The organism is Kitasatospora purpeofusca (assembly GCF_034043715.1).
GTDB classification, from domain to species: Bacteria; Actinomycetota; Actinomycetes; order Streptomycetales; family Streptomycetaceae; genus Kitasatospora; species Kitasatospora purpeofusca_A.
The window spans coordinates 53,324-71,193 of sequence record NZ_JAXCLC010000007.1 but is presented as its reverse complement, the minus strand read 5'-3'; the positions used below and the strand labels follow the sequence as shown (position 1 = coordinate 71,193).

The window sequence follows — 17,870 nt, the reverse complement described above, 5'->3', positions numbered from 1 at the left end:
GCGCCATAGTCGGAGCGGCCCACCACCCGGGCCCCCGGGACCGCGGGCCGACGCACCCCCATGAGCGCCCCCTCACGGGCGCATCCCCCACGGGCGCACCCCCCACGGCGCACGCGCTTCCGGGCAGAGCAGGGCGAAGGAGCCACAGATGTCGATCACCGGAGCAGCGGCGGGCGCGGGCGCCAGACCGAAGGACCGCACCCACGTCCTCTACCTCGCCGTGATCGCGGCGGTCGTCGCGGGCGTGGTGGTGGGCCTGGCCGCGCCTGACTTCGCGGTGGAGCTGAAGCCCATCGGCACGGGGTTCGTCAACCTAATCAAGATGATGATCAGCCCGGTCATCTTCTGCACCATCGTGCTCGGCATCGGCTCGGTCACCAAGGCCGCCAAGGTCGGCAGGGTCGGCGGCCTGGCGCTCGGCTACTTCCTCGTCATGTCGACCGTCGCCCTCGGCATCGGCCTGCTGGTCGGCAACCTGCTGGAGCCCGGCGGCGGCCTCCACCTGACCTCCGCGCTCGCCAAGTCCGGCCACGCCCAGGCAGCCGCCGGCGGCGCGCAGTCCACCGCCGACTTCCTGCTCGGGATGATCCCGACCACCATGCTCTCCGCCCTCACCGAGGGCAAGGTGCTGCAGACCCTGCTGGTCGCACTGCTGGCCGGCTTCGCCCTGCAGGCGATGGGCCCGGCCGGCGCACCCGTGCTGCGCGGCATCGAGCATGTGCAGCGGCTGGTCTTCCGGGTCATGGCGATGATCATGTGGGTGGCGCCGATCGGCGCCTTCGGGGCGATGGCCGCGGTGGTCGGCGCCACCGGTACGGCCGCGCTGAAGAGCCTCGCCGTCATCATGATCGGCTTCTACCTGACCTGCGCCCTGTTCGTGGTCGTGGTGCTCGGCACCCTGCTGCGCCTGGTCGCCGGCGTCAACATCTTCACCCTGCTGCGCTACCTGGGCCGCGAGTTCCTGCTGATCCTCTCCACCTCCTCCTCGGAGAGCGCCCTGCCCCGGCTGATCGCCAAGATGGAGCACCTGGGCGTCAGCCGCCCGGTGGTCGGCATCACCGTCCCGACCGGCTACAGCTTCAACCTGGACGGCACGGCGATCTACCTCACCATGGCCTCGATCTTCATCTCGGAGGCGATGGACAAGCCGATGTCGGTGGGCGAGCAGCTGTCGCTGCTGGTCTTCATGGTGATCGCCAGCAAGGGCGCGGCCGGCGTCACGGGCGCCGGACTGGCCACCCTCGCGGGCGGGCTCCAGTCGCACAAGCCGGCCCTGGTGGACGGCGTCGGGCTGATCGTCGGCATCGACCGGTTCATGTCCGAGGCCCGGGCGCTGACCAACTTCGCCGGGAACGCCGTCGCCACCGTCCTGATCGGGCAGTGGACCGGGGAGCTCGACCGCGAGCGGGCCCGGCAGGTGCTGGCGGGCGCGGTGCCGTTCGACGAACGGACGCTGCTGGACGCGGACCCGCACGGCGGCGCACCGGCGGCGGAGCCCGCCGGCCCGGCCGGGTCACCCCCGGCCGCGCCGGTCCCGGCCCCGGCAACCACCGCGGCAAGCACCGCGGCCACGACGACGGCCGCGACGACGGCCGTCTGAGCTGCGGGCCGCCCCTCACACTCCCCTGGTCCGGCGCCCCGCCCAACCCCCCGGAAAAGGCGCCGGACCAGGGGTCCCGCATGTCCCGGGACCGGGCAGGTCCCCGGCCGGGGCAGGCCCCGGTCCCGGCGAGAACGCGCGCCCCGTGGGGACGGCCGGTCCGCTCAGCCGCTCAGACCTCCTCCGAGCCGCTGACCGCCCAGCTCAGCCCGGTCGCCGGGTCCTCCAGCGCGAGGTGCAGGTGCCGCAGCCGGTCGGCCGGATCGTCCCAGGTGAAGCAGCGCATCCTCGCGACCAGGGCGCGGACCTCCGCCCGGTCCGCCGACTCCGGCCGCTGCGCGCCGGTCATCGCCGTCAGCACCCGCCACAGCGCCAGCCGCCCGTGGGCCGCGCCGTGCGCACGGTCCGCGATGCCCGCCTGCACCAGCGCCGGCCAGGCGAGGGCGAACGGCAGGTACCCGCCGGTGACCAGCGGCCCCGGCGCGAGCTGGGCGGCAGCAGCCGCCGCCGGTCCGCGCACGCAGACCGTCCGCGCCCAGCCGGCCAGCTCCGCCAGCGCCCGGGTGGCCGGCTGTCCCGGCAGCCGGGCGCCGGGCTCGGGCAGTTCCACCCGGGCCAGCCCCTCCCGGCTGGCGGGCAGCGTCAGCAGGGCACTGCGCGAACCGCCCTGGCGCAGGTAGTCCCGGACCGGCATGCCCTCGGCCCGCCCCACCGACTCCCAGGGCTCCAGCAGCAGCGGCACCCCCTCGGGGTCCGGTTCGGCGCCCCGGGAGAGGTCCTCGCCGAGCAGCACCCGGGTCTGCGCGACCAGCCGCCGTACCGGGGGCGGACCGAGCAGCGGGGCGAGCCGCCGCCAGGTGTGCCGGGTGGCCAGCACTTCCCAGAGCGGCCCGGCGTCGTGGTCGGCCGCCCCGGCCGCGGTACCGGGGCCGCCGTCCGCGTCGAACAGTCGTGCGGCCACCTCGGGCGGTGCGGCGTAGGCGATCAGGTGGCCGAGCGCGGCGGTGGCGATGCCGGCCCGGGTCTGCGCGGCCGCGACCGCCCAGGCGGGGACCTTCGCGCCGCCGCCCGCCAGCCCTCGGCCCGTCAGGTCGCCCTCCGCCAGGTCGAGCGCGACGGCGGCGGCACGGGCCTGCCGGTAGGCGCCCAGCAGTTCGATCCAACGGCCTTCGTCCACCAGGGAGCGGAGCCGATGCTCCTCGTACGTGATCACGATTTGCAGCGTACGGGGCGCGGCCGGAGCTGAGCTGACTTGCCGTCAGACCGGTGCGTCGGAACCGGCGCGCGCCCCCGGCACATGCCCGGGCGGGGGACCGGGCGGGGATCTGGGTGGGGAGCCGGGTACGCGACCGGGCGGGGAGTCCGGCCGACGGGTGGGCGGGCGGTCGCCGGGCGACTGGCAGGCCCCGGGCCCGATGGGCGACTCGCGCTCCCGTTCGAGGACGTTCCGCAACCGGTCCAGCGCCCGGCGCCGGGTGACCGTCAGGGTGGAGCGGTGCACCCCGAGGAGCTCGGCGGCCTCCTCCAGGCTGTACCCGTCGAGGTCGACCAGGAGCACGGCCCGCGCCTGCTTCACCGTCAGGCAGCGCAGCAGCCGCACCACCTCCCAGTGCGCCTGCAGCTCGGCCACCCCGCCGCCCGACGGATCGTCGTACCCGCCACCCCATCCGCCGGCCGCCGTGAGACCGCCGGCCGGCCCGACGTCCTCCAACGCCTCGTACGGGAGCAGTCGGCGGCGGTCGCGGCGCCACTCGTCGCGCACGACGTTCGCCATCGCGGTGAACGCGTAGGCGTAGGGCCGGGGATGGCCGAGGAAGCGGGCGGGATTCCGGGCGATCCGCAGATACGCCTCGTGGACGACATCGCCCGCGCCGAACGGATCCCCGAGCATGCGCACGGCGGCGCGCTGGAGCCTGGGCAACAGTTCCGTGAACACCCGGTCGAATTCCGCGGATTCGGCCGACGGGCGCGGGCCGGGATCGGCCCCACCCCGGCAACCGGCCGTGACTTCCATCCCGCCCCCTCGGAAATCGGTACCCCGAAGGCCCGGTCGATGGATATCGGACCGTCGGCCGCACTGCACTGTGACGCACATCACATCATAGTTCGTCGTCCCACCGTTCCGCAGCCATTCGCCTGCGGGAGGGAGGGAGGCCCGGGGCGGCTCCGAAGCGACTTCGCAAAGTCCCGAGGTGACTTTGCAAAGTCGCGCCAGGACTTTGCAAAGTCACCTCGGGCAGCCTCCAGGGCTCCGGGCCGGGTGGTCCGGGCCGGGTGGTCCGGGCCGGGTGGTCCGGGCCGGGTGCCCCGACCGGGCCGGCACTCCGCAGCCAACTCCCCCGTGCCGCCGACCCCGCGCCGTCGACCCCGCGCCGTCAGCCGCGCGGGGTCAGCCGGATCCGCATCGGGCTCCGCACCTGGAGCGTGATGCCCTGGGCCAGCCGGACGCCGCGGTCCACCGCCTCGAACTCGAACTCCCGCAGCAGCGCACCCAGCGCCAGCACCGACTCCAGCATGGAGAAGTGCTGCCCTATGCAGGCCCTCGGCCCGCCCCCGAACGGGTACCAGGCATACCGGTGCCGCTCCTTCTCCCGCTCGGGCAGGAAGCGGTCCGGATCGAAGCGGTCCGGCTGCTCCCAGTGGTCCGGGTGCCGGTGGGTGACCCACGGCGCGAGGATGACCTGGGCGCCGGCGGGCACCACGTACCCGTCGATCACCGACTCGGCCACCGAGCGGCGCCCCATCTGCGAGGCGGCCGGGTAGAGCCGCATCGCCTCCTTCAACACCTGGGTGAGGTAGGGCAGCGCCTCCAGGTCGGCCGCCACCGGCGCCCGTCCGGCCAGTACGGCGTCCGCCTCCTCACGGGCCCGGCGCCGCTGCTCCGGGTGCTTGGCCAGCAGGAAGAGCGCGAAGGCGAGCGAGGTCGCCGTGGTCTCGTGCCCGGCGAGCAGGAAGATCAGGACCTGGTCGCGCAGTTCGGCCGCGTCGAGCCGCTCCCCGTCCTCGCCCCTGGCCCGGGTCAGCAGCTCCAGCAGGTCGTCCGGGCCGGCGGAATCGACCACTCCCGCCGACCGCCGCACCGCCCGCTCGGCGATGATCCGGTCGCACACCGCGTAGAGGTCGCGCTGCGCGCCGGCGGCCCGCCGGTTGGTGGGAGTCGGCCAGCCGCGGGGCACCTTCACCGGCGCGAAGCCGCGTTCGAGGACGAACTCGCCGAGCACCGGGAAGCAGTGGTGCACCACCCGCACCGCCGCCTCCACGTCCGCCCCGAAGAGGATCCGGGACACCGTGCGCAGCGCGAACCGCGACATCTCCTCCGCGACGTCGACCACGCCGCCGGGCACCACCCGCCAGCGGTCGGCGAGCACCGCGCACTCCTGCCCGACGGCCGCCGCGTAGCCGTCCACCCGGCGCCGGGTGAACAGCGGCTGGATCAGCCGGCGCTGGCGGTGGTAGTCGCCGTCCTGGCTGGTCAGCAGGCCGTTGCCGAGGCTGGTCCGTAGTTCGTCGTAGAAGCTGTTGTCCTTGCGGAAGTTGGCCGCCTCGCTGCCGAGCACCTGGTGCGCGCCCTCCGGCGAGAACACCGCGTAGAACTCGGCGCGCAGTCCGGGCGGCCCGGCGGTGAAGCGGACGACGTCGCCGTAGTCGCGGCGGGCGTCCAGGTACGTCCGCAGCGGACGGCGGGTCAGGTCGAGCAGCGAGCCCACCAGTGGGAGTCCGGGCGGCCCGGGTATCCGGGTGATGGTGGCGGCGGTGCCGGTGGTGCTGGTGGTCGCGGCGGTCAGCGACATGTCCCCTCCTCGGTCGTGCGCCTCGCCGGTCCCGCGACCTGTCGGGCACCCCCGCCCCCGACCGCGCGACCGGTCGGTCGTGCCGTTCCGTCCGTTCCGTCCCCCACTTGACTGCCGGGTAATCGGGACAGGAGGGGCGCACCGAGCGCTCCCGACGCGCGCCACCCCGCGCTCACCAGCCGCCCCGCGCCCCCCAGCGGCGGTCGGTGCTCGGATCGCGGTGCCTGCTTCGGACGCGGCGCGCGGCTCCGGTACGGCGCTCGCTCCGGACGGCGCCCCGGGGCCGCTTGCGTCTTCCGACAGGCCCGCCACCTGCTTCGGCACTCCTGGCCTGTGCGATGAGACAGACGAAATAGAGCCCGCATCTGCGGCACTATGATCGGCGTAATGGCCGCACCTGCGGCATTGGCCCCGCGCCTCTCCCGGCGCGTCCAGGAGGGGGAAGCCAAGGAATGACCATCCGCAGACTCACCACTACCGGACTCACCGCCACCAGGCTCACCGCCACCAGGCTCACCGCCACCGCGGCAGCGGCCCTCGTCCTCGCCCTCGGCGCGACCGCCTGCAGCAGCGACGGCGGCACCGACGCCAGGAGCAGCAGTTCCCCCGCCGCCCCCGGCACGGGCTCCGCGACCGGCCCCGGCACGAGCGCGGCCGGCGTCCCGAAGGCTTCCGGACCGATCACCGTGTTCGCCGCCGCCTCGCTCAAGGAGACCTTCACCGACCTCGGCAAGAAGTTCGAGGCCGCCAACCCCGGCGCCAGGGTCACCTTCAACTTCGGCGGCAGCTCCGCGCTCGCCACGAGCATCAACTCCGGCGCCCCGGCGGACGTGTTCGCCGCCGCCAGCCCGGCCACCATGAAGACCGTCACCGACGCGGGCGGCGCCGCCGGCGAGCCGAGGACCTTCGTCCGCAACACCCTCGCCATCGCCGTCCCCAAGGGCAACCCCAAGCACTTCGCCGGCCTCGCCGACCTGGCCGCGCCGGGTGTGAAGGTCGCGCTCTGCGCGAAGGAGGTGCCCTGCGGCGCCGCCGCGCTGACCGCGCTCAAGGCCGCCGGCGTCAACCTCACCCCGGTCACCCTGGAACAGGACGTCAAGGGCGCGCTGACCAAGGTCGAGCTGGGCGAGGTCGACGCCTCGCTCGTGTACCGCACCGATGTGCGGGCCGATGCTGCGAAGATCGACGGCGTGGAATTCCCCGAAGCCGCCAAGGCCGTGAACGACTACCCGATCGCCTCCCTCGCCAAGGCGCCGAACAAGGACGGCGCCGCCGCCTTCGTCGCCTACGTCCAGTCGTCCGAGGCGCAGCAGGTGCTGACCGCGGCGGGCTTCCAGGCGCCGTGATCCGTCGCACCGGCCGCGCCCGCGGCACGGCGGGCGGCCACGCGGATGGCACCGGGTCCGGGGACTCGTCGGGCCCGGTGCCGCTCCAGGGCTCCGGCCGGCGGCGGGCCGGCCGGGCGGGCCGGGTCCCGGCCGCCCTGCTGCTCCCCGCGCTGCTCGGCCTGGCGTTCCTCGTCCTCCCCCTGGTCGGGCTGCTGGTCCGGGCACCCTGGAGCGCGCTCCCCGAGCAGCTCACCAGCCCGCAGGTGTGGGAGGCGCTGCGACTCTCGCTCGTCTGCGCGACGGCCGCCACCGCGGTGTCCCTGGTCCTGGGCGTGCCACTGGCCTGGCTGCTGGCCCGGACGGAGCTGCCGGGCCGACGGCTGGTCCGGGCCCTGGTCACCCTGCCGCTGGTGCTGCCGCCGGTGGTCGGCGGCGTCGCCCTGTTGCTGGTGCTGGGCCGGCGCGGCATCGTCGGCTCCTGGCTGGACTCCGCCTTCGGCATCACCCTGCCCTTCACCACCACCGGTGTGGTGATCGCGGAGGCGTTCGTCGCGATGCCGTTCCTGGTCATCAGCGTCGAGGGCGCGCTGCGCGCCGCCGACCCGCGCTACGAGGAGGCCGCCGCCACGCTGGGCGCCTCCCGGCTGACGGCGTTCCGGCGGGTCACCCTGCCGCTGATCGCCCCGGGCATCGGGGCCGGCGCCGTGCTGGCCTGGGCGCGCGCGTTGGGCGAGTTCGGCGCGACGATCACCTTCGCGGGCAACTTCCCGGGCCGCACGCAGACCATGCCGCTGGCCGTCTACCTCGCCATGGAGTCGGACCCGGAGGCGGCGATCGCGCTGTCCCTGGTACTGCTGGTGGTGTCGATCGTGGTCCTGGCCGGCCTGCGCGAGCGCTGGATGTCCGCGCCGTGAGGCCGACCGCCGCCGCCCCCGTTCCCACCTCCCTGCCCGTCCTCCCCGTCCCCGTCCCCGGAGCGCCGCGCCGATGACCTCCCACCCCGGCACCGCCGGTCTGGACGCCCGGCTGCGGGTCGACCGAGCCGCCTTCACCCTGGACCTCGCCCTCACCGCCGCCCCGGGCGAGGTGGTCGCGCTGCTCGGCCCGAACGGCGCCGGGAAGTCCACCGCCCTGCGCGCGCTGTCCGGTCTGCTGCCGCTCGGCGCCGGTCACCTGCGGCTGGACGGCGACGTGCTGGAGGACCCGGCCCGGCGGCTGCACACCCCCGCCGAGGAACGCCCGGTCGGCGTGGTCTTCCAGGACTACCTGCTCTTCCCGCATCTGAGCGCCCTCGACAACGTCGCCTTCGGCCCGCGCTGCCAGGGCCGTTCCAAGCGCGAGGCACGCGCCGAGGCCGCCGGCTGGCTGGAGCGGATGGGTCTGGCCGAGCACGCCGCCGCCCGCCCGGCCCGGCTCTCCGGCGGGCAGGCCCAACGGGTGGCGCTCGCCCGGGCGCTCGCCGTCCGGCCGCGACTGCTGCTGCTGGACGAGCCGCTGGCCGCCCTGGACGCCCGCACCCGGCTCGACGTGCGGGCGCAGCTGCGGCGCCACCTGGCCGAGTTCGAGGCGGTCGCGGTGCTGGTGACGCACGATCCGCTGGACGCGATGGTGCTGGCCGACCGGCTGGTGGTGATCGAGGGCGGACGCGAGGTGCAGTCCGGCGTGCCGGCGGAGATCGCGCGCCGGCCGCGCACCGACTACATCGCCCGGCTGGTCGGGCTGAACCTCTACCGGGGCACCTCGGCCGGGCACCGGGTGACCCTGCCGGACGGCGCCGTGCTGACCACCGACGAGGACCTGTCCGGACCGGTCTTCGTCGCCTTCCGCCCGTCCGCCGTCGTCCTCCACCGCGCGCGGCCGGAGGGGAGCGCGCGCAATGTCTGGGAACTGACGGTCAACGGGCTCGACCTCCACGGCGACCAGGTGCGGGCCGACCTGGCGGGCGCCGTCCCGATGGCCGCCGACCTCACCCCGGCGGCGGCCGCCGAACTGGGCCTGGCGCGGGGCTCGACGGTCTGGGCCGCGGTCAAGGCCGCCCAGACGCACGCCTACCCGGCCTGAACGCCGCCGGGCCGCGCTCCCTCCATTCCTTCCATTGCCTCCGCCCCCGGCTCCGTTCCCTCCCGGCCCCCGGCGGCTCGGGTGGTCACTCGGTAGGCGTCACGAAGCCCGACTCGTAGGCGAGGATGACCGCCTGGGTCCGGTCCCGCGCACCGAGCTTCGCCAGCACGCTGCTGACGTGGGTCTTCACCGTCTGCACCCCGAGGAAGAGCTGTTCGGCGATCTCGCCGTTGGTCAGTCCGCGCGCCACCAGGCGCAGCACCTCGGTCTCGCGTTCGGTCAGGGCGGCGCGGGCCATCGTGCCGCGCGCCGCCGCGTTGCCCCGGGCGGCGGCGAGCCGGCGGATCTGGGCGGGGAAGAGCAGCGACTCCCCGGCCGCCACCAGCCGTACGGCCTGGGCGATCTCGCTCGGCCGGGTGCGCTTGAGGAGGAAGCCGTCGGCGCCCGCCCGCAGCGCCTGGTAGACGTAGTCGTCGATCTCGAACGTGGTGACGACCAGGATCTTCGGCGCGTACCCGCCGGGCGCGGCGGCGTCGCGGACCAGTTCCCGGGTCGCGGCGAGGCCGTCCAGGCCGGGCATCCGAACGTCCATCAGCACCACCTGCGGGCGCAGTCGGCGGGCGAGCGCGATCGCCTCCGCGCCGTCCGTCGCCTCTCCCACCACCCGCAGGTCGCCCTGCGCCTCCAGCACCACCCGCAGGCCGGCCCGGACGAGTTCCTCGTCGTCGGCCAGCAGAATGTCGATCGTCACCCGCCCAAGCGTAGGGGTATCCGAACGGCCAGCACCCACTCGCCGGACTCGGCGCCCGCCGTGGCCTCGCCGCCCAGCAGCACGGCGCGTTCGTGGATGCCCCGGAGTCCCTTGCCGCCCCGGCGCGGTGGGCCGCCCGACCGGGCCGGCGCACCGTGCGGGCGCGCGCCGGGTGGGCGGAGGGCGTGCGGGCGGAGGGCGTTGGCGCAGCGCAGTTCCAGGCTGCCGTCCCGGACGGCGATACGGATACTGATCGGCTCTCCGGGCGCGTACTTGAGGGCGTTGGTGACACCCTCCTGCACGATCCGGTAGCCCTCGCGGGAGAGCACCCCGGGGAGGCCGCCGGAGGGGGTGTCGATCAGGGCCTCGACGGGACTGCCGGCCGCCCTGGCGGTCTCGAACAGGGCGGGGAGCCGGTCGATCCCGGGGCGTTCCCGGGCGTCGGCGCCGCTGCCGGTGCCGCCCGTACTGCCGTGGTCGCCCGGGTCGCGCAGCAGGGCGAGCGTGCGCTCCAGATCGTCCATCGCCCGTCGGCCGGTCTCCTCGATGACCTCCAGCGCCTTGGCGGCGAACGCCGGGTCGCCGACCTCGCGCGCCGCCCCGGCCTGGAGCACCGTCACCGTCAACGCGTGTCCGATCGAGTCGTGCAGCTCGCGCGCCAGCAGATTGCGTTCCAGCAGGCGCTCGGCCCGGAGCTCGGCAGCGGCCAGCCGCTCCGCCGCGGACGGCGCCAACAGCCGTACCGCCATGGCGAGCTGGAGCCGCCCGGCCCAGACCACCAGCCAGCCGAGCGCGAACAGCAGCACCGGTGCCAGCAACGGCGCCCAGCCGGGCCCGCCCGACCGCAGCCCGAACACCCCGTGCTCCGGCCGCGCCACCAGGTCGAGGACGGCGGCGGGCACGAGGACCGAGGCTCCGCCGACGAGCCCGCCGAGGGCCACCCGGCCGACCAGCCACGCCGCCGTCCGGCGCCGGTCCGCCCAGCTACGGGCGGGCTCGACGGCGATGTCCTGCTCCCGATCGGGCACCAGCAGCAGCCGCGCCTGCACACCCTCCGCCCGGCGCATCGCGGGCACCAGCGCCGCCAGCCCCAGCAGCGCGGCGTCCACCGGCACCGCCCGCGCCAGCAGCTCGGCCCGGCTCCACCCCTCGATGCCCGGATAGACCATCAGCACGACTCCGACGAAGACCAGGCCGATCACCAGGTGCAGCCAACGCGCGTAGGTAGCGGAGTCGAACAGGGGCGCGAGTATTCGGGGCATCGCGCCATCCTGCCAGGTCAGGGCCCCGCGCAAACTCACTCTCGGGAGGGAGGCAGATCCCCTCCGGGGCGGGATCCGCCGGACCCCCCGGACGCGGTCCCATGGAGTCACCGAAGCACGGAGGAACGGAGGACGGTCGTGATCAAGGTGGAGGGCCTCACCAAGGAGTACGGCGGCGCACGGGTGGTGGACGGGCTCGATTTCGAGGTGGTTCCCGGGGTGGTGACCGGCTTCCTCGGACCCAACGGCGCCGGGAAGAGCACCACCATGCGGCTGATCCTCGGCCTCGACCGCCCGACCTCCGGCCGGGCCCTGGTCGACGGTCTCCCGTACGCCGCACTCGACCGCCCGCTCCGGCGGGTGGGGGCCCTGCTCGACGCGCAGGCCCTGCACGGCGGCCGGACGGCTCGGGGCCACCTGCACTGGCTGGCCGCGAGCAACGCCCTGCCGGGCCGCCGGGTCGACGAGGTGCTCGAGCAGGTCGGCCTCACCGGGGCGGCCGGGCGGCGGATCCGGGGCTTCTCGCTCGGCATGCGCCAGCGCCTCGGGGTGGCCGCGGCACTACTCGGCGACCCACCGGTGCTGATGCTCGACGAGCCGGTCAACGGCCTCGACCCGGAGGGCATCCGCTGGATCCGCACCCTGCTGCGCGGACTGGCCGCCGAGGGCCGGGCGGTGCTGGTCTCCTCGCACCTGATGACGGAGATGGCGCTGACCGCCGACCACCTCGTGGTGATCGGCCGGGGCAGACTGCTGGCGGATTCCGCGACCTCGGACTTCATCGACCGCCACGGCCGGACCAGGGTCCGGGTGCGGGCCGTCGACCCGCCCCGGCTGGCCGCACTGATGGCCCGTTCGGGCCTGGACGCCCGGCCGTCGACGGACGGCGCCTGGGAGGTCACCGGCACGGCGGCCGAGTCCATCGCCGCCCTCGCCGCCGCCGAGGGCGTGGTGCTGTACGAGATCGCCGTCCAACAGGACTCCTTGGAGGAAGCATTCATGCGGATGACCGCCGACAGCGTCGAGTACCGGGCGGTGGCCGCATGACCGCCGCGAAGACCACCACGACCACGACCACGACAAGGACCACGACTTCGACCTCGGCGGCGGACACGGCGGCGGACACGGCGGCGGACACGGCGGCCGCGACCCGCTCGGCGGCCGGTGCCGCCCTGCGCGCCGAAGGCATCAAGTTCGCCACCCTGCGCTCGCTCTGGATCACTCCGGTGGTCGGACTGCTGCTCACCGTCGGCTTCACCACCATCGTCGCCGCCGTGCTCGGCGACCAGGACGAGAGCATCACCTCGGACCCGGGTGTCGGCATCCACTACGGTCTCAACTTCGGCCAGGCGGCGCTGGTCTGCTTCGCGGTCCTGCTGTTCGGCCAGGAGTTCAGCACCCGCATGGTCGGGCTCTCGCTGACGGCCGTCCCGCACCGCGGCCGCTTCTACGGCGCCAAGCTCGCCCTCGGCGCGGCCGTCGCCCTCGCCGTCGGACTGGTCGGTACGGCCGGGGCGTTCGCCGGTTACGCCGCGTTCGTTCCGGAGCTCTGGAAGGGCCCCGCCCTCGTGCGCAGTGCCACGGCGGGGGTGCTCTACCCGGTCCTGCTGGTGGTGTTCTGCCTGGGGCTGACCGCCGTCCTGCGCAATCTCACCGCGGCCATGGGCCTGCTGCTGCCGGCCGTCTTCCTGCTCTCCCCGCTGCTGTCCGGTGTCCCGGTCGTGCGCCGAGCCGCGCAGTTCCTGCCCGACCGGGCCGGCCAGTACGCGCTGCGCTACGCCGACGACCCGCAGATGGCGTACGGGCACTGGACGGGTCTGCTGGTCATGGCCCTGTGGGCCGCCGCCGCCGGCTACGGCGGACTGCGCAGCCTGCGCCGCCACGGGTTCTGACACCGCGCCACCGGGTGGGACAGGTGTCGGCCCTGACCGAGCGGGGTCGGCCAGGGCCGACAGCCGTCCCCCGGCCGCCCCGGCCCTGTCTTCCTCGGTCTGCCACCGGACGCGGAGCGCCTACCCGGCGACAGGCGGCCGGCGCGAGGACGGGAGGGGCGCGGTGCGGGCGTCCACGGGCGCGTGGCCGGGCTGGGGACGGCCGAAGAGCAGGTCGTAACCGGGGGGCAGTTGGATCAGGACCTTGTGCAGCAGGTCCTCGCCTGCGGCGTCGGCGGTGGTGCTCAGCACGGCGCCGATGTCCCACAGGGCGGTGGCCTCGGTGGCGCCGTCGATCCAGGCGGCGGTGGCGCGCACGAACCGCTCGGCGCTGAGCGGCTCGGCGGCCCGCAGGGGATTGAGCAGGATCAAGGCCAGGGTCTCCGGCAGGCGGGCGGCCAGTTCGGCCCGCACCTCACCGACCAGGTGGGCGCCGAGCAGCGCCAGGACGACACGCGCTGCCCGTTCGGCTTCCTCGGGTGTGTCGTATTCACCGCGTTCCTGGATCTCGGCCAAAAACGCATCCCATCGAAGAGTCACCGCGGCTCTCCCTCCTCCCGGGCGAGCGGATCGCCCCCGTTGTTGGTGCGTACCGTGGTGGCCGACCACCCGCAGGCCGTCCCGCACGGCGCGGCACGGGGTGGCGGTGCGGGACGGCGGTCCGGGCGGTCAGGCGTTGATCTCCTTGCGGTCGCCGTTGTGACTGATGGCGATCCTGCGCGGCTTGGCCTTCTCGGCGATCGGGATGCGCAGGGTCAGTACGCCGGCGTCGTAGGCGGCGCTGATCCCCTCGGGGTCGAGGGTGTCGGAGAGCATCACCTGGCGCGAGAAGACGCCCAGCGGGCGCTCGGACAGCTCCCACTTCACGTCATCGCCCTCGTGGCGGGGCCGGCGTTCCGCCCGGACGGTCAGCATGTTCCGCTCGACGTCGATGTCGATCGCGTCCGGGCGCACGCCCGGCAGATCGAAGGAGATCACGTACTCGTCGCCGACACGGCAGGCGTCGAGCGGCATCTGGGCCGGACGTGACCACGTGCCGCTGTCGCCCAGGAACTGCTGGGTCAGACGGTCCAGCTCGCGGAACGGGTCGGTGCGCATCAGCATCGCGAACACCTCCAGTCGGATCAGGAGTGCCAGTGCGCTGCTTCTGAATCCGTTCTAACATGTCATCCATCGGATGACAACATTCAAAGTCGCCCAAGGAGTGACGCACATGCGCGAGAAGGCCGCTCCGCAGCCGATCGACGACGCTCCGCCCAGGGAGCCCGCCTTCCCTGCCGCGGCAACCGCGCTGGCCGCCATAGCCGACGCCGTCCGCGCCGCCCACGCCCCGGACCGGGCCGACCGGGCGGCCTCCGGGACGCCGGTCGACCCCGACCAGGCCCTGGCCGCCCTCCTGCTGCTGCGCGAGTTGCGCAACCAGCTCGCCGGCTGGGAGGCGGGCCTCGTCGAGACCGCCCGCGCCGCCGGGGCCACCTGGGCCGACCTCGCCCGGCCGATGGGGGTCGCCAGCCGCCAGGCCGCCGAGAACCGCTACCTGCGTCTGCGCCCCGCCGGCCCCGTGCCCGCGACGGGCACCACCGGCACCCCCGGCACCCCCGCGAGCGGCACCACCGGCACGACCGGCACGACCGGCGCCGAACGCGTCAAGGCCGTCCGCGACCGCCGGGCCGCCGAACGCACGGTCACCGCATGGGCCCGCGCCGACGCCGCCGGCCTGCGGATCCTCGCCGCCCAGATCAGCGCCCTCACCGACCTGGCACCCGAGGCCCTCCGCGCCCAGGCCGCCCTGCGTACCGCCCTCGCCACCGATGACGCCGCCGACCTCGTCACCCCCCTGGCCGACATGCGGCCCCACCTCGGCGCCGGCCACCCCGACCTCGCCACCCGCGTCGACGCCCTCAACCGCCACACCGACCAGCTCCGCCACGACAGCGCCCGCCGGCGCACCTGAGAACGACGCACCTGAGAACGGCGGTCCCGTCCGGACGAGGGACGTGCCGCACGCCGTCGCGGTCGGCGTGCGGCCCGCTGTCGTGATCAGGCGGATTGTTCGACCTGGCCGTCACGAAGGGCGTCGCGCACCACGTCGCGCGTCGCATCGCGCACCGCGTCGCGGCCCTCGACGGCGTCGCGCACCGTCGGATACACCGGCAGCACCCGGTCCAGGTCCGTCAGCCGGAAGACCCGCAGCACCCTTCCCTCCGGGATGGCCAGGCGCAGCTGTCCCTGGTGTTCCAGGGCGGTGGCGTGCGCGTCGAGAAGCGCCGCGAGGCCGCTGGCGTCGCAGAAGCCGAGACGGGACAGGTCGACCACGAGACGAGCGTGGCGGCCTCGCCGGACGAGGGCGCGTTTCAGGCGCCTGCGCAGCTGGTCTCTGGTGGCGATGTCCAGCTCGCCCTCCACCTGCACGATGAACCAGCCGCTCTCCCGGCGCGACGACAGTCTCAGGTCCATGGCACACCCCTGCCGAGTTCCTTGCCGAACGCGTGCGGACAGTCGGCGCCCGTGGCCGCGGCCCCGGCCGGGGAGACCCGACCGCGGAAATCCGACCGCGGAGATCCGACCGGGCAGGGCGGTGGGCCAACAGGCGACCGGCCTATTTGTCCAGATTTTTCATATACCTCAGGAAAGGCGGCGTTGACAAGGTCGGCGCCGGCACGGGCGAGGAGCAGTCCCGCGTCCCCCCGGTACCGCACCGGTCACCGGTGTCCTCATCGCGCGGCGGCCAGGGCCGGAATCACCCCGCCGGCCAGCACGGCGTCCCGTTGACGTGCGGACAACCGGTGGGTGACCCGGTAGTCCTCGTGCCGGGTGGCGTTGTGCACCCACAGGACCGGCTCCCGCGGAACCGACGGCTCCGGGCGCTCCGGCTCCGGGGCCACCACCAGCTCGTCCGCCACGTCCACCACCAGCTCGTCCTCGCGGGTCAGCGCCGGTTCGGGACTCCGGCCCAGTCCCTCGAAGAGCCCGTCCATCCTCAGTACGTCGCCCTGTTCGATCCGGTCGTAGTCCGCCGGGTCGGCGAACTCCACCGCCAGCACACCGAAGTTGGCCAGGTTCTGCCAGTGGATCCGGGCGAACGACTTGGCGATCACCACGCGGAGCCCGAGCAGCCGCGGGGTGATCGCGGCGTGTTCGCGCGAGGAGCCCTGGCCGTAGTTCTCGCCCGCGACGATCATGTGCGGGCCGGCCTTCCGGGCCCGGCGCGGGTACTCGGGATCGATCCGGGTCAGGGTGAACTCGGCGAGTCTGGGCAGGTTGGACCGGTACGGCAGGGCCTTGGCCCCGGCCGGGGAGATCTCGTCCGTGGAGACGTCGTCGCCCACCCTGAGCAGCACCGGGCCCTCCAGGGTGTCGGGCAGCGGGTCGAGGTCGGGCAGGGCGGAGATGTTGGGGCCGCGCTCCAGTACGACCCGGGCGGCCCGCTCGGGTGGCAACGGAGCCTCCAGCATGGCCCGGTTGACCGACGCGCGCTCCGGCAGCTCCAGGACGACCGGCCCGACCCCCTCCCGCAGCGCCCAGGCCCTGGGGTCGGTGACCACCCCGGTGAGCGCGGAGGCCGCGGCGGTCTCCGGCGAGCAGAGCCACACCGAGTCGTCCGGGGTGCCGGAGCGGCCGGGGAAGTTGCGCGGGAAGGTGCGCAGCGAGTTCCGTCCGGCGGCCGGGGCCTGGCCCATGCCGATGCAGCCCATGCAGCCGGACTGGTGGATGCGGGCGCCCGCGGCGATCAGGTCGAAGGTGGCGCCGGTGCGGGTCATGTCCTGGAGCACCTCGCGCGAGCTGGGGTTGACGTCGAAGCTGACCCGTCCGGCGGTCTGCCGGCCCTTGACCATGGCGGCGGCCATCGCGAAGTCGCGCAGTCCGGGGTTGGCGGAGGAGCCGACCACCACCTGGTGGACCGGGGTTCCGGCCGCCTCGCGGACCGGGACGACGTTGCCGGGAGAGGACGGTTCGGCGATCAGGGGTTCGAGGGCGGCGAGGTCGACCTCCTCGGTGAGGTCGTAGGCGGCGCCGGGCTCGGCGGCCAGCGGGACGAAGTCCTCCTCCCGGCCCTCGGAGCGGAGGAAGTCGCGGACGGCCTCGTCGGCGGGGAACACGCTTGCGGTGGCGCCCAGTTCGGCGCCCATGTTGGCGATCACATGCCGGTCCATGGCGGTCAGGCCGGCCAGCCCCGGCCCGTGGTACTCGAGGATCCGGCCCAGGCCGCCCTTGACGCCGTGGCGGCGCAGCAGTTCGAGGATGACGTCCTTGGCACTGACCCAGTCCGGGAGTTCGCCGTCGAGACGGATGCCCCAGATCCGCGGCATCCGCAGGTACAGGGGTTCGCCGGCGATGGCGAGGGCGACGTCCAGGCCGCCGGTGCCGATGGCGAGCATGCCGAGTGCGCCGGCGGCGCAGGTGTGGGAGTCGGAGCCGATCAGCGTCTTGCCGGGGATGCCGAAGCGCTGCATGTGGGTGGGGTGCGACACGCCGTTGCCGGGCTTGGAGTACCAGAGGCCGAAGCGCTGCGCGGCCGAGCGCAGGAACAGGTGGTCCTCGGCGTTGCGCTCGTCGGCCTGGAGGATGTTGTGGTCCACGTACTGGACGCTCAGCTCGGTACGCGCCCGGTCCAGGCCGAGGGCTTCGAGTTCCTGCATCACCAGCGTCCCGGTGGCGTCCTGGCACAGGGTCTGGTCGACCCGCAGGCCGATCTCCTCCCCCGCGACCGTCCGGCCCTCGACGAGATGCGCCTCGATGAGCTGCTGGGCAGCCGTCAACGGTTCGGTCATGGTTCTCGCTCCCTCGGATGTCGGCGGTGCCACCGGTGGGCGGCATGGGCGGCCAGGACGGCGAGCGTGACGGCCCAGACCAGGCCGAAGAGCACGAGCGCGCCCGACGGGCGCAGCCGCACCGCGGCCGCAAGCAGCCCGACGGAGGTCACCACCAGCAGCGACTGCGCCACGGCCGGGATCCGGCGGAGCGCGTCGAGCGCGTACGCGGTCTGGCGTCGGGCGCTGAGCCGCATCCCGGTCAGCTCACGCTCCAGCTCGCGGTCGGCCCGCAGGTCGTTCTCGATCTCGTTCAGCTTCCGCCGCTCGCTCCACGAAAGGGCAGGCCCGTCCATTTCGCCACCTCCACAGGTCGGCGACGCCCCTCAACCGGG

The 17,870-nt window shown here is 74.4% G+C and carries 17 protein-coding genes; 7 read left to right on the top strand and 10 right to left on the bottom strand.

Features of this window, described 5'->3' with window-relative positions:
• Positions 1-148 precede the first annotated feature (148 nt).
• Positions 149-1,600: a cation:dicarboxylate symporter family transporter gene (locus SM793_RS05675; protein WP_320436899.1), complete on the top strand. Its 1,452-nt coding sequence runs from the start codon at positions 149-151 to the stop codon at positions 1,598-1,600.
• A gap of 172 nt (positions 1,601-1,772) precedes the next feature.
• Here the strand turns inward: SM793_RS05675 and SM793_RS05670 are convergent, their stop codons facing one another.
• The 3 genes from SM793_RS05670 to SM793_RS05660 all read right to left on the bottom strand — a co-directional run bounded on the left by SM793_RS05670 (position 1,773) and on the right by SM793_RS05660 (position 5,391).
• The gene (locus SM793_RS05670) at positions 1,773-2,813 is read right to left on the bottom strand and encodes a hypothetical protein (RefSeq protein WP_320436898.1); all 1,041 of its coding nucleotides are present in this window, start codon (positions 2,811-2,813) and stop codon (positions 1,773-1,775) included.
• A 45-nt stretch (positions 2,814-2,858) separates the two neighbouring features.
• Positions 2,859-3,536: an RNA polymerase sigma factor gene (locus tag SM793_RS05665; protein WP_320436897.1), complete on the bottom strand. Its 678-nt coding sequence runs from the start codon at positions 3,534-3,536 to the stop codon at positions 2,859-2,861.
• Positions 3,537-3,975: 439 nt separating this feature from the next.
• On the bottom strand, positions 3,976-5,391 hold the full coding sequence (locus tag SM793_RS05660; protein WP_320436896.1) for a cytochrome P450: 1,416 nt from the start codon (positions 5,389-5,391) through the stop codon (positions 3,976-3,978).
• Between the two features lie 452 nt (positions 5,392-5,843).
• On the opposite strand from SM793_RS05660, the gene modA reads away from it, so the two are divergent.
• From modA to SM793_RS05645, 3 genes are all read left to right on the top strand, one after another.
• A complete protein-coding gene (modA, locus tag SM793_RS05655; protein WP_320436895.1) occupies positions 5,844-6,737 on the top strand; it encodes a molybdate ABC transporter substrate-binding protein in 894 nt (297 codons plus the stop codon).
• 77 nt (positions 6,738-6,814) lie between these two features.
• Positions 6,815-7,633, top strand: coding sequence for an ABC transporter permease (locus tag SM793_RS05650; protein WP_320436976.1), 819 nt, complete (start codon positions 6,815-6,817; stop codon positions 7,631-7,633).
• Between the two features lie 73 nt (positions 7,634-7,706).
• On the top strand, positions 7,707-8,780 hold the full coding sequence (locus SM793_RS05645; RefSeq protein ID WP_320436894.1) for an ABC transporter ATP-binding protein: 1,074 nt from the start codon (positions 7,707-7,709) through the stop codon (positions 8,778-8,780).
• Positions 8,781-8,865: 85 nt separating this feature from the next.
• On the opposite strand, the gene SM793_RS05640 is transcribed toward SM793_RS05645, so the two are convergent.
• Together SM793_RS05640 and SM793_RS05635 are read right to left on the bottom strand one after the other, a co-directional pair.
• Complete coding sequence (locus SM793_RS05640; RefSeq protein WP_320436893.1) at positions 8,866-9,531, bottom strand: response regulator transcription factor; 666 nt, start codon at positions 9,529-9,531, stop codon at positions 8,866-8,868.
• Complete coding sequence (locus SM793_RS05635) at positions 9,528-10,793, bottom strand: sensor histidine kinase (protein ID WP_320436892.1); 1,266 nt, start codon at positions 10,791-10,793, stop codon at positions 9,528-9,530. The genes SM793_RS05640 and SM793_RS05635 overlap by 4 nt, the downstream gene beginning before the upstream one ends.
• Positions 10,794-10,931: 138 nt before the next feature.
• Between SM793_RS05635 and SM793_RS05630 the strand changes: the two genes are divergently transcribed.
• Both SM793_RS05630 and SM793_RS05625 read left to right on the top strand, forming a co-directional pair.
• Positions 10,932-11,840, top strand: coding sequence for an ATP-binding cassette domain-containing protein (locus SM793_RS05630; protein WP_320436891.1), 909 nt, complete (start codon positions 10,932-10,934; stop codon positions 11,838-11,840).
• Positions 11,837-12,685, top strand: a complete 849-nt coding sequence (locus SM793_RS05625) for a hypothetical protein (RefSeq protein WP_320436890.1) — start codon at positions 11,837-11,839, stop codon at positions 12,683-12,685. The genes SM793_RS05630 and SM793_RS05625 overlap by 4 nt, the downstream gene beginning before the upstream one ends.
• A gap of 120 nt (positions 12,686-12,805) precedes the next feature.
• On the opposite strand, the gene SM793_RS05620 is transcribed toward SM793_RS05625, so the two are convergent.
• Both SM793_RS05620 and SM793_RS05615 read right to left on the bottom strand, forming a co-directional pair.
• Positions 12,806-13,264 carry a DUF2267 domain-containing protein gene (locus SM793_RS05620; protein WP_320436889.1) on the bottom strand — a complete coding sequence of 153 codons (459 nt, stop codon included), beginning with the start codon at positions 13,262-13,264 and terminating at the stop codon, positions 12,806-12,808.
• A gap of 129 nt (positions 13,265-13,393) precedes the next feature.
• The gene (locus SM793_RS05615) at positions 13,394-13,828 is read right to left on the bottom strand and encodes an Hsp20/alpha crystallin family protein (RefSeq protein ID WP_320436888.1); all 435 of its coding nucleotides are present in this window, start codon (positions 13,826-13,828) and stop codon (positions 13,394-13,396) included.
• 109 nt (positions 13,829-13,937) lie between these two features.
• Here SM793_RS05615 and SM793_RS05610 point away from each other — a divergent pair, with 109 nt between their 5' ends.
• A complete protein-coding gene (locus SM793_RS05610; RefSeq protein WP_320436887.1) occupies positions 13,938-14,678 on the top strand; it encodes a hypothetical protein in 741 nt (246 codons plus the stop codon).
• An 86-nt stretch (positions 14,679-14,764) separates the two neighbouring features.
• On the opposite strand, the gene SM793_RS05605 is transcribed toward SM793_RS05610, so the two are convergent.
• The 3 genes from SM793_RS05605 to SM793_RS05595 all read right to left on the bottom strand — a co-directional run bounded on the left by SM793_RS05605 (position 14,765) and on the right by SM793_RS05595 (position 17,831).
• Positions 14,765-15,181 (bottom strand): STAS domain-containing protein, encoded by a 417-nt coding sequence (locus SM793_RS05605; RefSeq protein ID WP_320436886.1) that lies wholly within the window; start codon positions 15,179-15,181, stop codon positions 14,765-14,767.
• Between the two features lie 257 nt (positions 15,182-15,438).
• Positions 15,439-17,496, bottom strand: a complete 2,058-nt coding sequence (locus tag SM793_RS05600) for an aconitate hydratase (RefSeq protein WP_320436885.1) — start codon at positions 17,494-17,496, stop codon at positions 15,439-15,441.
• Complete coding sequence (locus tag SM793_RS05595) at positions 17,493-17,831, bottom strand: hypothetical protein (protein ID WP_320436884.1); 339 nt, start codon at positions 17,829-17,831, stop codon at positions 17,493-17,495. Before SM793_RS05595 ends, SM793_RS05600 begins: the two co-directional genes overlap by 4 nt.
• Positions 17,832-17,870 lie beyond the last annotated feature (39 nt).

What these genes read in the sequence shown, in the direction of transcription:
- SM793_RS05675 (WP_320436899.1), top strand. Translation starts at nt 149, where the DNA reads ATGTCGATCACCGGAGCAGCGGCGGGCGCGGGCGCCAGACCGAAGGAC.
- SM793_RS05660 (WP_320436896.1), bottom strand. Translation starts at nt 5,391, where the DNA reads ATGTCGCTGACCGCCGCGACCACCAGCACCACCGGCACCGCCGCCACC.
- modA (WP_320436895.1), top strand. Translation starts at nt 5,844, where the DNA reads ATGACCATCCGCAGACTCACCACTACCGGACTCACCGCCACCAGGCTC.
- SM793_RS05645 (WP_320436894.1), top strand. Translation starts at nt 7,707, where the DNA reads ATGACCTCCCACCCCGGCACCGCCGGTCTGGACGCCCGGCTGCGGGTC.
- SM793_RS05635 (WP_320436892.1), bottom strand. Translation starts at nt 10,793, where the DNA reads ATGCCCCGAATACTCGCGCCCCTGTTCGACTCCGCTACCTACGCGCGT.
- SM793_RS05625 (WP_320436890.1), top strand. Translation starts at nt 11,837, where the DNA reads ATGACCGCCGCGAAGACCACCACGACCACGACCACGACAAGGACCACG.
- SM793_RS05615 (WP_320436888.1), bottom strand. Translation starts at nt 13,828, where the DNA reads ATGCTGATGCGCACCGACCCGTTCCGCGAGCTGGACCGTCTGACCCAG.
- SM793_RS05610 (WP_320436887.1), top strand. Translation starts at nt 13,938, where the DNA reads ATGCGCGAGAAGGCCGCTCCGCAGCCGATCGACGACGCTCCGCCCAGG.
- SM793_RS05605 (WP_320436886.1), bottom strand. Translation starts at nt 15,181, where the DNA reads ATGGACCTGAGACTGTCGTCGCGCCGGGAGAGCGGCTGGTTCATCGTG.
- SM793_RS05600 (WP_320436885.1), bottom strand. Translation starts at nt 17,496, where the DNA reads ATGACCGAACCGTTGACGGCTGCCCAGCAGCTCATCGAGGCGCATCTC.
- SM793_RS05595 (WP_320436884.1), bottom strand. Translation starts at nt 17,831, where the DNA reads ATGGACGGGCCTGCCCTTTCGTGGAGCGAGCGGCGGAAGCTGAACGAG.